The sequence below is a fragment of the Nocardiopsis sp. CA-288880 genome (genome assembly GCF_050955985.1).
In the GTDB taxonomy this organism is placed as follows: Bacteria; Actinomycetota; Actinomycetes; order Streptosporangiales; family Streptosporangiaceae; genus Nocardiopsis; species Nocardiopsis tropica.
The window spans coordinates 5,204,998-5,218,268 of record NZ_CP192105.1; the positions used below are offsets into that span (position 1 = coordinate 5,204,998).

At 71.7% G+C, this 13,271-nt stretch carries 13 protein-coding genes and 1 CRISPR repeat array; of the genes, 4 read left to right on the forward strand and 9 right to left on the reverse strand.

All coding sequences use genetic code 11. The features are described 5' to 3' along the window. The 4 genes from ACQPYD_RS22720 to ACQPYD_RS22735 all read right to left on the reverse strand — a co-directional run bounded on the left by ACQPYD_RS22720 (nt 1) and on the right by ACQPYD_RS22735 (nt 5,196). Nucleotides 1-894, reverse strand: coding sequence for a CPBP family intramembrane glutamic endopeptidase (locus tag ACQPYD_RS22720; protein WP_433697594.1), 894 nt, complete (start codon nt 892-894; stop codon nt 1-3). Between the two features lie 327 nt (nt 895-1,221). Further along, nucleotides 1,222-1,739: a CRISPR direct-repeat array (repeat unit 29 nt; unit sequence GGGTCCATCCCCGCGTGCGCGGGGAGCAG). A gap of 441 nt (nt 1,740-2,180) precedes the next feature. Further along, a complete protein-coding gene (locus ACQPYD_RS22725; RefSeq protein WP_433697595.1) occupies nt 2,181-2,669 on the reverse strand; it encodes an HIT family protein in 489 nt (162 codons plus the stop codon). 554 nt (nt 2,670-3,223) lie between these two features. After that, nucleotides 3,224-3,703: a hypothetical protein gene (locus ACQPYD_RS22730; protein ID WP_330162119.1), complete on the reverse strand. Its 480-nt coding sequence runs from the start codon at nt 3,701-3,703 to the stop codon at nt 3,224-3,226. Nucleotides 3,704-3,723: 20 nt separating this feature from the next. After that, nucleotides 3,724-5,196, reverse strand: a complete 1,473-nt coding sequence (locus ACQPYD_RS22735; RefSeq protein ID WP_344179230.1) for a helix-turn-helix domain-containing protein — start codon at nt 5,194-5,196, stop codon at nt 3,724-3,726. Between the two features lie 308 nt (nt 5,197-5,504). Here ACQPYD_RS22735 and ACQPYD_RS22740 point away from each other — a divergent pair, with 308 nt between their 5' ends. Both ACQPYD_RS22740 and ACQPYD_RS22745 read left to right on the forward strand, forming a co-directional pair. Beyond that, nucleotides 5,505-6,650: a protein-L-isoaspartate(D-aspartate) O-methyltransferase gene (locus tag ACQPYD_RS22740; RefSeq protein WP_433697596.1), complete on the forward strand. Its 1,146-nt coding sequence runs from the start codon at nt 5,505-5,507 to the stop codon at nt 6,648-6,650. 88 nt (nt 6,651-6,738) lie between these two features. Further along, nucleotides 6,739-7,230, forward strand: a complete 492-nt coding sequence (locus tag ACQPYD_RS22745; RefSeq protein WP_344179224.1) for an ATP-binding protein — start codon at nt 6,739-6,741, stop codon at nt 7,228-7,230. A gap of 270 nt (nt 7,231-7,500) precedes the next feature. On the opposite strand, the gene ACQPYD_RS22750 is transcribed toward ACQPYD_RS22745, so the two are convergent. Then, nucleotides 7,501-8,172 carry a TetR/AcrR family transcriptional regulator gene (locus ACQPYD_RS22750; protein WP_433697597.1) on the reverse strand — a complete coding sequence of 224 codons (672 nt, stop codon included), beginning with the start codon at nt 8,170-8,172 and terminating at the stop codon, nt 7,501-7,503. A gap of 138 nt (nt 8,173-8,310) precedes the next feature. Here ACQPYD_RS22750 and ACQPYD_RS22755 point away from each other — a divergent pair, with 138 nt between their 5' ends. Beyond that, nucleotides 8,311-8,679 (forward strand): VOC family protein, encoded by a 369-nt coding sequence (locus ACQPYD_RS22755; protein ID WP_433697598.1) that lies wholly within the window; start codon nt 8,311-8,313, stop codon nt 8,677-8,679. A gap of 49 nt (nt 8,680-8,728) precedes the next feature. Then, complete coding sequence (locus ACQPYD_RS22760) at nt 8,729-9,571, forward strand: alpha/beta fold hydrolase (protein ID WP_433697599.1); 843 nt, start codon at nt 8,729-8,731, stop codon at nt 9,569-9,571. Nucleotides 9,572-9,640: 69 nt separating this feature from the next. Here ACQPYD_RS22760 and ACQPYD_RS22765 read toward each other — a convergent pair whose 3' ends face one another. The 4 genes from ACQPYD_RS22765 to ACQPYD_RS22780 all read right to left on the reverse strand — a co-directional run bounded on the left by ACQPYD_RS22765 (nt 9,641) and on the right by ACQPYD_RS22780 (nt 13,181). Then, nucleotides 9,641-10,612 (reverse strand): sigma-70 family RNA polymerase sigma factor, encoded by a 972-nt coding sequence (locus ACQPYD_RS22765; RefSeq protein ID WP_433697600.1) that lies wholly within the window; start codon nt 10,610-10,612, stop codon nt 9,641-9,643. A 1-nt stretch (nt 10,613) separates the two neighbouring features. Continuing rightward, nucleotides 10,614-10,997, reverse strand: coding sequence for a VOC family protein (locus ACQPYD_RS22770; protein ID WP_433702105.1), 384 nt, complete (start codon nt 10,995-10,997; stop codon nt 10,614-10,616). 67 nt (nt 10,998-11,064) lie between these two features. Further along, on the reverse strand, nt 11,065-11,454 hold the full coding sequence (locus ACQPYD_RS22775; RefSeq protein WP_433697601.1) for a VOC family protein: 390 nt from the start codon (nt 11,452-11,454) through the stop codon (nt 11,065-11,067). Nucleotides 11,455-11,555: 101 nt separating this feature from the next. Next, nucleotides 11,556-13,181 carry an MFS transporter gene (locus ACQPYD_RS22780; RefSeq protein WP_433697602.1) on the reverse strand — a complete coding sequence of 542 codons (1,626 nt, stop codon included), beginning with the start codon at nt 13,179-13,181 and terminating at the stop codon, nt 11,556-11,558. Between the last annotated feature and the right edge of the window lie 90 nt (nt 13,182-13,271).

Genomic DNA, 13,271 nt, shown 5'->3' on the forward strand with positions numbered 1-13,271 from the left:
TCACACCCGCACCGGCTGCGGGTCCGCAGGGGTCAGGGCAGGGCCCCTCCTGCGTGTGCGCAGCCACACCACCGCCGTGATGGCGACAAGGGTGAGACAGGGGATGAGCAGGGCGGCCGACTGGGAGCCCGCCGACCGCTCCAACGCAGCGTTCTGGTCTGCGTGCAGAACGGTGAGCAGGAGGAAGGTGAGCGTGTTGTTCAAGGCGTGGATGACAACCGCGATCTCGATGCCGCCGGTGCGCCAGGTGATGAGGGCCAGGCTGACACCGAGCGAGAAGCACCAGAGGTTGAACCACGGATCGGTCGAGAGGTGGACGGCCGTGAACACCACGCTGGAGACGAGTACCCCGAGGACCATCGCCGTGCGCGGCCCGCGCCCCCAGCTCGCGGCGACGCGGAAGACGAGTCCGCGGAAACCGTACTCCTCCCCGGCCGACTGCAGGGGGGTCAGCAGGAGGGTGGCGGTGAATACGGCGATCAGGTCGGCGATCGACCGGTGAGCCTGTTCCACAGGCAGGAAGTTCAGGCCGACGAGCGAGAGGAAAAGCCAGAGGGGGCCGATGATCAGGAACGCCCGGCCGAACACGTCGAACCTGAAACACGAGACCACGGAGTGCAGCGAGGCGCCCTTCACCCCGTAGAGCCACCGCTGGAGGAGCATGCTCCACGGGATGAGCAGGGCGACCGAGGCCAGGTTGGCGGCGTGGAAGAGCGGTGTGTAGTCGGTGCCGCCCAGCGTCGGGGGAATTCTGCCCGTCTGCACATCGACGAAGGCGGCAGCGAGGGCGATCAGGATGTTGAAGGCGAACAGCCCGCCGACCAGGAGCACGATCGCCAGGATGCCGCGACCGATACGGCGCTTGTCGTCGGCGAGTACACGGTGGTACTCCACGCCCGGCGGGACCGGTCGTGGGCTTCGACGGCGCGGGGACGGCGGAGCTTCCACGGAGTTGCCGTCCCGGGCAGGAGGGGACGGTGGAACCGCTGGTCGTGACGGTGTCGTCGGGGCGGAGAGGTCGTCGTTCCGGCTCATGCCACGAACGTATTTCCGCGCGAGCCCGTAACCGAGTGCCACCGATCACGGGATTCGTCTGCGATCCGCACGGGTCAGGCATGACAGATGTCATGCGACGTCGAGGGGCGTGGTGTGGGCATGGAGGGTGGATCCCCGCGGAGGTGGGGAGCAGTCGTTATCGTTTCGTGACCAGGAAAGAGGCCGGGGTCCATCCCCGCGTGCGCGGGGAGCAGGTCCCGCCCTGGGCGTCGGTGGACATCCAGGTGGGTCCATCCCCGCGTGCGCGGGGAGCAGCGCGAACCGGCGCCCGACCGGCGAGGTCGGGTGGGGTCCATCCCCGCGTGCGCGGGGAGCAGGGCGTCACGATCAATGCGGTGATCGCCCACGGGGGTCCATCCCCGCGTGCGCGGGGAGCAGATGGTCGCGGCGGGGATCTCCTTATTCTTGAAGGGTCCATCCCCGCGTGCGCGGGGAGCAGGAGAACCGTGCCCGTGCGCTGGGGCCGATGCAGGGTCCATCCCCGCGTGCACGGGGAGCAGCCCCTCCCACCTGCTGAAAGGAACACCACCATGGGTCCATCCCCGCGTGCGCGGGGAGCAGTCAGCGGCGATCCCTCGGAATAGGTCGGTGAGCGGTCCATCCCCGCGTGCGCGGGGAGCAGGGCGTCGGCTCACGTGGTGGGGTTCAGGGCGCGGGTCCATCCCCGCGTGCGCGGGGAGCAGAGTGAATGACCAGGGATCTTACCAATGGCAAGCAGCCATTTTTCCAACTTCTTGGATTTTGGACACTCGACTCAATAATTCATATAAGCGAACTTTCACCATCTTCACTCCCACTGCGCCACAAAACAGCTTCTGCGCCAACCCGAGATAGGAGCCGTTGGTGTCCGTCTGGCTCCAGGCCGGCCCTGGGACTCTGCATACGTCGCGAAGGACACGCTCGTCCCCAACGCGACCCTCTGCCATCCCACAGCCCGGCGGCCAGTTCTCCACGTAACAGTTCCCAGTTGATCTGCGTCCGGACCAGATCAGCAGTTCAGCCGAGGCACCGAGCACAGAACCCTGCCAGTCAACCTCACTGCATCCAGCAAACCTGTTCGCTGGGGTGGGCTCCTTAGTCACGCCACTTTCCAATTCCATGGACCAGACCCCTACGCGCCAGGATCAACCATCGGCTTTCCTGATGCGCTCTGCGATGTCTGCCAACCACTCGTCATCGGCTCGGACGTGGTCGTGCGAGGAGAGGTACCCCTGATAGCGGTCGAAGTAGCCGTCGATGGGCGAGACCACCTCCCGCCAGTTCTCGCCGGCGTTGCCCGCGGTGCCGTGCATCGGGAACAGCTTGGCGTGGGCGTGGTCCACCCCGTACCCCTCGTACATGATCCCCGTGCGCGCGACACCCGGGAACGCGCTGTCCAACCGCTGAGCGACCTCCCGAGCGGCAAGGTGCAGCGCCGTGTAATCCTCCGTTTCCATCTCGACCACGTAGCTGGGACGGTGCGCCTTGGGGATGACGACGGAGAAGCCCTCGGTATTCGGGAAGATCGACAGAAAAGCGAGGTGGGTGCCGCTCTCCCAGATGCGGTGAGCAGGCGAATCCCCCGCCACGATCCGGCAGAAGACACAACCGCTCTCAGCGGACGAGGTACTCACAGGGCTCCTAGCTCTCGTACGGGACGTGGGAACACGGGGGGCAACCCGAATCTCTCCAGGCAACCTGTCCCTCAGGCATGGGTTCGTGCTACCAGGCTCCCATTCTGTGGTTCGGCGAGGGCTCAATTCCCGATACTGGGCTCATCCCTGCGTACACGGGGAGCACAGCACAGGCGAGATCATTCCAACCGCAACCTGGGGGTCATCCCCGCGTGCGCGGGGAGCAGTGGGAGGCGGTGTCGCCGTCGTTGTGGAAGGTGGGCCCATCCCCGCATGCGCGGGGAGCACACCGCCCTCAGATCAGCGAACCGGTCGCCGTCGGGACCATCCCCGCTACACGGGGAGCACGTGAATGACCTGGGACTCTACCAACAGTGAGCGGTCGTTTCTCCAACTTCTCAAAAATTGGACACACGACCTGAAAACCGTCAAACAACTCGAATGACCAAGGACAACTCCGCGGCCGCACCGGACCACGGCCGGAACCCCTGAACCCCTGAACCCCGCCGGGACCGTCGGCCGGGGGACGCGCCCCCGGCCGGGTCCCGCCCGGGCTACTCCCTGCGCGCCCCCTCGGGCCAGATGACGTTCACGGGGATCCCCCGCTCGGTGGCGAGCCGCACCGCGTCGGCCGTTCCGCCCCCGCCGCCGGACGGCTGCCCGTCCCACACCGCGAAGAGCAGGTCGACCCCGCCGAGCACCGCCTCGTTGGCCTCCTCGTAGGCCTGGCGGCCTGCGGTCAGGCTCATGTACCGCACGTGGTGCGCGCGGACCAGCAGCCGGTCGAAGCCCCCGCGTGCCTCGGGGCCGACCTTGGCCTCGCGGTAGTCGGCGGAGGGGAGTACGACCTCCAGCGTTCCGCCGAGGTCGAGGACCTCCTCGGCGAAGAGCTGGTCCGCGCCGCGCGCGAGGCAGGAGATTCCGACGAGACCGCCCTCGGTGTAGTCTTCCAGTGCGTCTACTAGGGCTTTTCGTACCAGTTCCGCACTGTCAGCGGAGAGGTTCGAGTGGCCAGTGATTCCGATGCGCGTCACTCTGTCCCATTCCTTTCCGTCTACTGGGCAAGCAGAGTACGCGATAACTCGTCACGCGCTTCGGCCACGGTGGGCTGGCGGTGGAACGCGGCCGACTCGGTGTACCAGTCGTGTATGCGCCGGCGCACCCTTCCCGAGTCGAGCGAGCGCTGCATGTCCGCGGCCTGTCTGACGACCCGCACCGACTCCTCCGGTTCGTCGAGCAGCAGGTAGGTGCGCCCGAGCCCGACGAGGTCGAAGGCCCGGCTGCGCTTCTTGGCGGGGTCGCGCAGTCTGAGCGCCCGGCCGATGTGCCGGGCGGACTCCTCCGCGAACCTGCGCCGTGCGGCGCGGTCCTCCTGGCCTCCCGCGAGGTCCCGGTAGCGCGCTCCCACGACCCCCGACAGCTCGGCGTGGTCGAAGTTGCGCGCCCAGTCCGGCACCTCCCCGCCCCCTCCCCCGTCGAGCAGCTCCTCGGCCTGGGAGACGGTGCGCCGGTAGGCCTCGGTCCGGCCCATCCGGGCGTACGACCACCCCTCGCGGGTGCGCAGCATCGCGAGGACCCGTTCGGGGGCGCGGTGGGCGTGCGCGCTGTCCAGCGCCAGCCGCGAGATGTCGAGGGCGTCGTCGGGGCGGTGCAGGTCCAGCATCTGGCGGGCCATGTCGGCGAGCACGCCGACCCCGTACAGGCGGTGTTCGGGTCCCGCCTGGTGGATGGCCCGCAGCGAGAAGGTGTAGTACTTCTGCGCGGTGGGGTGGTCCCCGGCGTCGTAGGACATGGCCGCGACGATCTTGGAGAGTTCGGCCATGACCGTGAACAGCCTGGCCTGGACGGGTGCGGGCTGGGCCTCCTCGACCAGTTCGGAGACCTCCGACAGTTGTCCGATCACCGCCTTGCGGCGGATTCCCAGGCGCCACCTGTCGTCCCAGTGGCGCAGCGCCACGGTGGCGGCCTCGATCCTCCCCAGTTCCGATTCCCCGATGGTGCTGGGCCCGTGGCCGGAACCGGCCAGTGTGGGAAGCAGCCAGTGTTCCAGCACTTCCGTCAATGTGGCGCCCATGATGAGAGCACCACCGACCGCGAATGCGTCCCTGCGTTTCATCAGATCCTTCAGCGTGATCTCGGCGATGTCCTGCGCTGTTCTCGGCGCAGACCACAATTCGTCCATGCCGTGCGCTGAAGTGCCTGTACCCCGATCCGCGCCGATATCGCCACCGTCCGATTCGGCGAGTCCGAGAAGCCGGCGGGCGTCGGAGGGCATCGACAGCCCGTCGGCGAGGCGCCGCCAGGTGCGCAGGGCCGTCACGGAGCGCCGTCCGGCCATGATCGCGCTCACGTGCGGCTGGGCGAGGTCGGTGGCGGCGCCGATCGCCTGCTGACTGGCGCCTGTGTACTGCCTGACCAGGCGAAACAGGGCGCCCGCGTCCTGGTCGGCGAGGGATCGGCGCACGTCGGCGCGGGACCAGAAGGTGCGCGGCGGAGTCGGGCGGGGGGTGACCGGTAACTCGGGCATTCATACCGCCGGTGTATATCGGCTCGGAATTCCAGGGGCAGGGGCGGACGTCGTTACATCTCCATAGACATCCTTACCCGGAATCGCTTGCCCCCGAAATGGGCGGAAGACCCTGTTTCCGTCTTCTTCGGCGGAGCGCCGAGGAGCGAGATCATGAACCCCACCCCCCACGACGGGCACGGCAGGAACGGTGGCGGCCACAAGCCCGGAGCCGCCGTTTCCGCCACGTGCGCACTCTTCGTTTCCACTACCTGCGAATACTCTCTTCCGTCTCCGGACGGGGACCCGGTTTCCGGCGGGGCCGGCCGATGATCCCCGCGCACCGGAGACTCGTCGCCCGCCTGGCGGTGGACGGCGACCTGTCCCCCGACTGGCGGGGGGCGTTCGAGGCGGTGCCGCGCCACCTGTTCCTGCCGGACGTCATCGACGGGGGCGGGGGCGGCCTCCAGGTGGACCGGCGCGACGACGAGACGCGGTGGTGGGAGGCCGCCTACGCCGACCTCCCGGTGGCGGCCAGGGTCGGCGGGGGCGTCGGGGACGGCCGGGGCCCCGGTCACCCGGTGACGGCCTCCCCCGCCCCCTCGGAGCTGGCCCGGGTGCTGGACCTGTTACAGGTGTCCCCGGGCATGCGGGTCCTGGAGATCGGCACGGGGACGGGCTACGGCGCGGCCCTGCTGTCGCACCGGCTCGGGGACGACGCCGTGACGTCGGTGGAGATCGACTTCGCTCTCGCCGAGAGCGCCCGGGTCTCGCTGATGGCCGCCGGGTTCGCCCCGCTGGTGGTGAGCGGGGACGGCAAGTACGGCTGGGCGGCCAGGGCCCCGTTCGACCGGGTGTTCAGCTGCGTGGCCGTGCGGCGGGTCCCCTACGCGTGGGTGGCGCAGACGCAGCCCGGCGGGCGGGTGCTGACCACGTGGGCCAACTCCTTCCACGAGGGGGTGCTGGTCGACCTGGAGGTGGGCGCGTACGGCACGGCGCGCGGCCCGGTGGTGGGGGGCGGGCACGCGTGGGTCCGGCCGGCCCACGAGCCCCTGTCGCTGGTGGACACCTACGTGCGGGCGGACGCGGAGTTCTCGGTCACCCGGACCCGCCTGGGGCCGGAGGAGCCGATCCGGGACCCCCACGGGTCCTTCGCGGTCGGGGTGCGCATGCCCACGGTGGTGCACCGGACGCGGTTCGCCGAGGACCCCGCGGACCCCCGGTACACGGTCTACCTGATCGACCCGCACACGTGGTCGTGGGCCTCGTGGCACATCGACCCCGAGTTCAAGGAAGAGGGCTACGAGGTCCGCCAGCACGGCCCGCGCCGGCTGTTCCACGAGCTCGAGGCCGCGCACGAGCTGTGGGTGGAGGCCGGCCGCCCGGAGCGCACCCGGTTCGGCCTGACCGTGGCCTTCGACCACCAGCTCGTGTGGCTGGACGACCCCCACGCCGTGTTCGCGTCCAGCCGGTGATCCCCGCCGGGGCGGACCCCTCCGCCCCGGCCCCTGTCAGACAGCCCCGGGCCACGGCCCGCCGCGCAGCCCCAGAAGGAGAAGCCCCATGTCCATCACGCCGTACAGTCCACAGACCGCCGCCCCCGGATGGCGGTGGAGCCCCCGCGTGTACCCGCGCGTCCCGACGGGGGCGAGCCGGGTGAGATCCGAACTGCGCGCCGACCTGGAGATGCTCACGAACGTCACGGAGGACCTGGTCTCGGACATGGTGCTCTGCGCGAGCGAGATGTTCTCGAGCGCGGTGGAGTACGCCGGGCCCGACGCCCGCGGGGGCCGCATGCTCCGCACGCTGACCCTGTACGGCGTGCCCGGCCGGGGGTCGGTGCTGTGCCTGTCGATGGTCGGCGAGGGCGAGCAGAGCACCGTGCCGCACTTCCCGTGCGAGGGCCTGGGCCAGGTGTGGCCGGACGTGGCCCTGGGGCAAGGGCTGGTCCTGATCGACCGCCTCGCGGAGCGCTGGGGGACGCGCCGGGCCCTGTTCCCCGACGAGGGGGTGGGCGCCGCGATCTGGGCGGAGTTCACGGTCCCCGCCGAGTGACCCGGCGCCCCGCCGCTCTCCGCGGGCGCCCCTCACGACCGAAGCCTCCCGGCCCCGTACCAGGCCGGCACGTACGCGGGAGGGGTGCACCTGCACGCGCACCGCAGGTGCACCCGCGCCCGCACGGGGGACACGGCCGGCCTCGCCCCGCGACGGGCCCGGCCGGGCCGTTCCCTTCCGGAAGCTCCCCGGCCGGAAGCACCCGCGTTCGGGCGGCCTCCCGGGGGCCGGGCGCGCGGCGCCGCCCGTTGCCTACCGCCCCGCCGCGGACTACTCCGCCGGCCGCCCGGATCCGCGGCCGTACGCGGCGAGGAACACCCGCACCCCCTCCTCGGCGTGGCGGCGCAGCTCCTCCGGCGGCGGGATGGCTTCGTCGCCCAGGAGCATGGCCCGGTTGACGGGCTCGGCCATGACCAGCCAGTTGAAGTGGGAGGCGGCGGTGTCCGGGTCCGCCACGTCGAGGCGCCCGCTCCCGGCCAGGCGCTCGAACAGGCCGGCCATGGCGCGCATCGCGCGCGCGGGGCCGCCCTCGTGGAGGACCCGGGCGAGTTCGGGGAACCTGGCGACCTCGCCGATGACGAGGCGGCGCAGCCGCATCAGGTCGGGGGTGAGCACCACCGTGAGCTGGCGGTACGCGTAGTCGCGCAGGTACTCGGCCAGGTCGTCGTCCCCGGTGGGCTCGGGCAGCCGCTCGTGGACGGTGTCGCCCGCCCCGGAGGTCATGCCGGTGACGATCTCGACGAACAGCGACTCCTTGCTGCCGAAGTGCTTGTAGACGGTCTGCTTGGACACCCCGGAGAGCGCGGCGATCTCGTCCATGTTGGTGCCTAGGTAGCCGCCCCGGAGGAAGACCTCCCGCGCCGCGTCCAGGATGGCGCGGCGCTTGCGGGCCGAGCGGCCCCCGCCCTCGGCTCCGCCCTGAGGGTTCTGTGTGTCCGACACCGTCGCGCGACCGCCCGTCCTCGTCGTCCGTCCTGGTTGACCCATTGGTACTGCACGGTCTAGTTTGGTGCAATTCCAGTACTGGACAGTCTAGTTTTATAGCGGCCTCCGCAGAGGCTCCGAGGAGATGTGACGACGATGCACGTACAGTTCGCCGAGCTTCCCGTGTTCGACCAGGAGCGGGCCAAGGCGTTCTACACCGGCAAGCTCGGCTGCCGGGTGGTCGCGGACGCGCCCATGGGCGACGACGGGTGGCGGTGGATCGAACTCGGCCTCCCCGGCGCCGCCACGTCCCTGCACTTTGTCCGGCGTGGCGACGAAACCCCCTCCCCCGAACCCGTCATGGTGCTGGTGGACGACGACGTCGCGGGAACGGTCGCCGCGCTCCGGGCCGAGGGGGTCGAGATCGTCACCGAGCCGCAGGAGGCGCCCTACCGGCCGGGGCTCACGGTCGCCGAGTTCCGCGACAGCGAGGGCAACCGCATGGTGGTGAGCAGCAGCGCGTGACCGCCGCCGCGCCCCGCGTCCGCGCACACCTTTCGAGGAGGAGATTCCGATGTCGCACCACGAGCCCGAGGTCCGCACCCTGAAGGTGCCGGGCGCCACGATCCACCACGAGGTCCGCGGCTCCGGCCCGGTGCTGCTGCTGATCCCCGGGGGGCCGCAGGACGCCGGGGTCCTCGCTGGACTCGCCCGGCAGCTCGCCGACCGGTACACGACCGTCGCCTACGACCCGCGCGGGAACTCGCGCAGCGCCCTGGACGGCGACCCCGTCGAGCAGCGGGTGGACGTGCACGGCGACGACGCCGCCCGCCTGGTCGAGGCACTCGGCGGCGGCCCCGCGTACGTGTTCGGCACCAGCGGCGGAGGCCAGATCGGCCTGGCCCTGGCGGCCGGGCGCCCCGACCTGGTGAGGGTGCTCGTCGCGCACGAGCCGGCCTGCGTGCTGATGCTCGAGGACCCCTCCGACGCCGTGGCCGCGGACCGGCACGTGTACGACACCTACCTGAACGAGGGCACCGACGCGGCCGTCCGCGAGTTCCTGGGGCTCAACGGCCTGGACGCCGACGAGGGGTCGGAGGGCGACGGCGTCCCCTCCGACCCCGAGGAGGCCGCCACCTTCGAGCGGGTCAGCGCCAACTTCGCGTACTTCCTGGCCCACGGCCTGCTGCCGATCTCCCTGTACCGCCCCGACGTGGAGGCCCTGTCCGGGAACGGGGCCCGGGTGGTGGTGGGGCTCGGCACGGGGTCCGAGGGGGCGCTCATCCACGACATCGGGCTCGCCCTCGCGGGCCGCCTCGGGACGGAGCCGGTCCCCTTCCCGGGCGACCACCTGGGGTACGACACGCACACGGAGGAGTTCGCGGAGGCCCTGCACGGGGCGCTGCGCGCGGGGTGAGGACCCCGCGCGGCGGGCCCCGGCGGTCCCGGCCCCGCGGTCCCGGTCCCGGTCCCGGACCGCCGACCGCTACAGGCTCGGCGCCAGGCCGAAGTGCGGGAAGAGGGAGGTGTCGAAGAACATCACCGTGTGGGCGACCCCCTCCGGGACCGGGTCCAGGACCTGGAGCCCGAACGCCCGGTGGACGCCGTCGCCGCCGCGCATGTACACCGCGAAGGCGGGCTGTCCGTTGGCGCGGGTCGGCAGCAGGACCATGTCGCCGGGACCGGAGGCCGGGCAGTGCGTGGAGATGAGGCGGCCGATGTCCCGCGCCCCGCGCACCCACGTGGTGTACGGAGGCATCTCGAACACCGCGTCGGCGGTGAACAGCTCGGTGATCGCGGGGATGTCGTAGGCCTCGAAGGCCTCCACGTACCTGGCGAGGATCTCGCCCTGGCCCGGCGGCGGCTCGGACACCGCCTCCTCGGTGGGCGCCTCGCGCGCCAGGTGGGCGCGGGCCCGCTGGAGCAGGCTGTTGACGGCGGGCACGGAGGTGTCCAGGACGTCCGCGACCTCGGCGGCGCTGAACCGCAGGACGTCGCGCAGGATCAGCACCGCCCTCTGCTTGGCCGGGAGGTACTGGAGCGCGGCGACCAGGGCCAGGCGCACGCTCTCGCGCGCGGCCACGACCGCGCCGGGGTCGTCCGCGCCGACCAGGGCGTCGGGCACCGGTTCCAGCCAGGGGACCTCCGGGCGGTCGGCGAGCTCCCCGTCGGGTGCGGAGGGCCCGCCGAGCCCGGTGGGCAGGGGGCGCCTGCGGCGCCTCTCCAGGGCGGTGAGACAGGCCGTGGTGGCGATCCGGTGGAGCCAGGTGCGCAGGCTGGAGCGGCCCTCGAACCGGTCGAAGCCCTTCCAGGCGCGCAGGTAGGTCTCCTGGACCAGGTCCTCGGCGTCGTGCACCGAACCGAGCATGCGGTAGCAGTGCGCGTACAGCTCGCGCCGGTAGGGGTCGGCGAGCCTGGCGAACTCCTGGTCGGACGCGTTTTCCACCACGGCTGTCACGTTACGCCTCCTGGATGACAGAACACACGTTGCCGAACGGGTCGGCGAACCACGCCACCGTGGGGCCGCCGTGCACGATCCCCTTGGCGTCCTGGTCGAACCCGTCGTAGCGCAGTGTGGGCACGCCCCGCCGGGCGAGTTCGTCCACGGCCGCCTCGGCGTCGTCGACGACGAGGTTGAGCACGGTGAACACGGCGGGCTCGTGGTCGGGCTTGGGGTAGACGAGGACCGCCCGCCCCTCCCCCAGGTCGATGTTGAACAGGCCCTCGTCCTCCATGCCCTCGACGGGGCCCACGGCCAGGCCGAGGGTGTCGCCGTAGAAGGCGCGCGCCCTCGCGGCGTCGGGGACGGCGAAGGACGCGAAGGCCCTCGTGGTGTCGAACATGGCGTTCTCCCTCATGTCGGCGTTCGAGCTGGTCACAGTGTCGCTGTCGGGGACGGGCGTGTCCCGCTCACGCGCCGTCCTCCATCTCGGCGCGGTGCTCCTCGCTGAGCTGGATGATCTGGACGAGGTTGCCGTCGGGGTCCTTGGCGGTGGCGAACAGGCTGCCGTCGCGGTCCTCCAGAGGCGCGAGCCACTCGGTCCCCGCCCCGTCCATGCGGGCGGCGACGGCGCGGGCGTCGTCCACGTCGAAGTTGAGGATCATCCGGGAGGGCTCGGCGGAGGCGGGGCCGACGTCGTCCCGGCGGTCGATGAGCAGGTGGAAGGCGCCGAACCGCAGGACCCGGTAGCCGTCCATGGAGTCGTCGGCCTGAGGGTCCAGAACGGCGGCGTACCAGGCGTGCAGCCGGTCGGGGTCGGTGGTGGCCAGGAGCATGCTGTCGAGGTTGGGGCGGGCCATGGTGTCCTCCGCGGGTTGTCGGCGCCGCTTCCCGGAAGGGTGGGCGGCGGGGTGTCGTCCCGGGCGTTCCGGGCTCCCACCCGTACAGACCCGGTCGGGGGTCAGGACTCATCGGCCGCCGCGGGAACCCTCGCGGACCCGTCGTCCGCCGGCGGCGCCCCTGTTCCGGGGCCGCCGCCGTCGCCGTCGTCGCCGGTTCCCCCGACCGCGTCCTCCGCGGACGGTGCGGAGCGCAGGAGCACGAGGGCGACCGTCCCGAAGACGACCATGGCCGCGGCGCCGACCGCCCCGGCCGCGTTGAGGCCCAGGGTGAACGCCTCCCGAGCGGGCCCGAGCAGCTGGGCTGCCAGGTCGGCGGGCAGTTCCGCGGCGACGGCGACGGCCCCGGCGAGGGTCTCCCCCGCCCGGTCGGGGACGCCCTCGGGGACGGCGGTCCCGGTGCGGTAGACGGCGGCGGCGAGGCTGCCCAGGAGGGCCACGCCCATGGCGATGCCGAACTCCCCGCTGGTCTCGGACATGGCGGCGGCGGCGCCGGCGCGCTCCTTGGGCGCCGCCCCCACGACGATGTCGGTGAGCAGGGCGGCCCCGGGCCCGAGGCCGATCGAGGCCAGGAGGAGCCCGGTGACGACGACGGGGGTGCCCTGCTCCGCGGGGACCAGGAACAGCAGGACGAACCCGGCGGCGCTGACGAACATGCCGCCGCCGATGACGTTGGCGCGCCCGATCCGGGCCGCCAGGGGCGCGGCCACCAGGGTGGCCGCGACCATGGCGAGCGCCGGGGGCGCCTGCCACAGGCCGGCCACCAGCGGCGAGTGCCCGGCGACCAGCTGGAGGTACTGGCTGAGCAGCAGGAACGTGCCGCCCATGGCGACGGCGCCGACCATCATCACCCCCAGGGAGGGGGCGAACCCGGGGCGGCGGAACAGCCTCAGGTCCAGCAGCGGCTCCGTCAGGCGCAGCTGGCGGCGGACGAACACCGCTCCCACCGCGAGTCCGACGGCGACGGAGGCCAGGGGCGCCAGGAGGGGGCCTCCGCCCGCGGCGGCCTTGAGGCCGTAGACGACGGGCAGGATCGCGGCCAGGGACAGGGCGACGCCGAACAGGTCGGGGCGGCCCGGCTCCGGGTCCCGGAACTCGGGCAGGAGCAGGGGCGCGCAGACCAGCAGCAGCACCATGACGGGCACGCCGAGCAGGAGGACCGAGCCCCACCAGAACCACTGGAGGAACAGGCCCCCGACGACCGGGCCGAAGGCGGTGCCGCCCATGAAGCAGCTCGTCCACACGGAGACGGCGACCGCCCGCTGTCCCGGGTGGGTGAACATGTTGCTGATCAGGGCGAGGGTGGAGGGCATGAGGGTGGCCCCGGCCACGCCCATGAGCGCGCGGGCGGCGATGAGCGCCTCGGCGGTGGGCGAGAACGCCGCGGCGGCGGAGGCGAGCCCGAAGACGGCGGCGCCGATCATCAGCAGCCGCCTGCGCCCGACCCGGTCGCCGAGGGTCCCCATGGTGACGAGGAACCCGGCGATCATGAAGCCGTAGACGTCCATGATCCAGAGCAGCTGGGGGCCGCTGGGCTCCAGGTCGGCCGCCAGGTGCGGCAGGGCCAGGTAGAGGACGCTCATGTCCAGGGAGAGCAGCAGGGTGGGCAGGGCCAGCACCGCGAGGCCGAGCCAGGTCCGTCCGTCCGCGCGCGGAGGCGCTCCGCCGGTCCGTGTCTTGCCGTTCATCGCGACCTTTCTCCTGGATTTTTCGTTCATGTGTACGGACCAGGAGAGGGCCGGGAACTCATCGTCCGGGTCAAAAACAACGAACGCTTT

Coding starts and splice junctions, on each gene's coding strand:
- ACQPYD_RS22755 (WP_433697598.1), top strand. CDS start 8,311: ATGCACGTACAGTTCGCCGAGCTTCCCGTGTTCGACCAGGAGCGGGCC.
- ACQPYD_RS22745 (WP_344179224.1), top strand. CDS start 6,739: ATGTCCATCACGCCGTACAGTCCACAGACCGCCGCCCCCGGATGGCGG.
- ACQPYD_RS22775 (WP_433697601.1), bottom strand. CDS start 11,454: ATGGCCCGCCCCAACCTCGACAGCATGCTCCTGGCCACCACCGACCCC.
- ACQPYD_RS22735 (WP_344179230.1), bottom strand. CDS start 5,196: ATGCCCGAGTTACCGGTCACCCCCCGCCCGACTCCGCCGCGCACCTTC.
- ACQPYD_RS22770 (WP_433702105.1), bottom strand. CDS start 10,997: ATGTTCGACACCACGAGGGCCTTCGCGTCCTTCGCCGTCCCCGACGCC.
- ACQPYD_RS22760 (WP_433697599.1), top strand. CDS start 8,729: ATGTCGCACCACGAGCCCGAGGTCCGCACCCTGAAGGTGCCGGGCGCC.
- ACQPYD_RS22740 (WP_433697596.1), top strand. CDS start 5,505: ATGATCCCCGCGCACCGGAGACTCGTCGCCCGCCTGGCGGTGGACGGC.
- ACQPYD_RS22780 (WP_433697602.1), bottom strand. CDS start 13,181: ATGAACGGCAAGACACGGACCGGCGGAGCGCCTCCGCGCGCGGACGGA.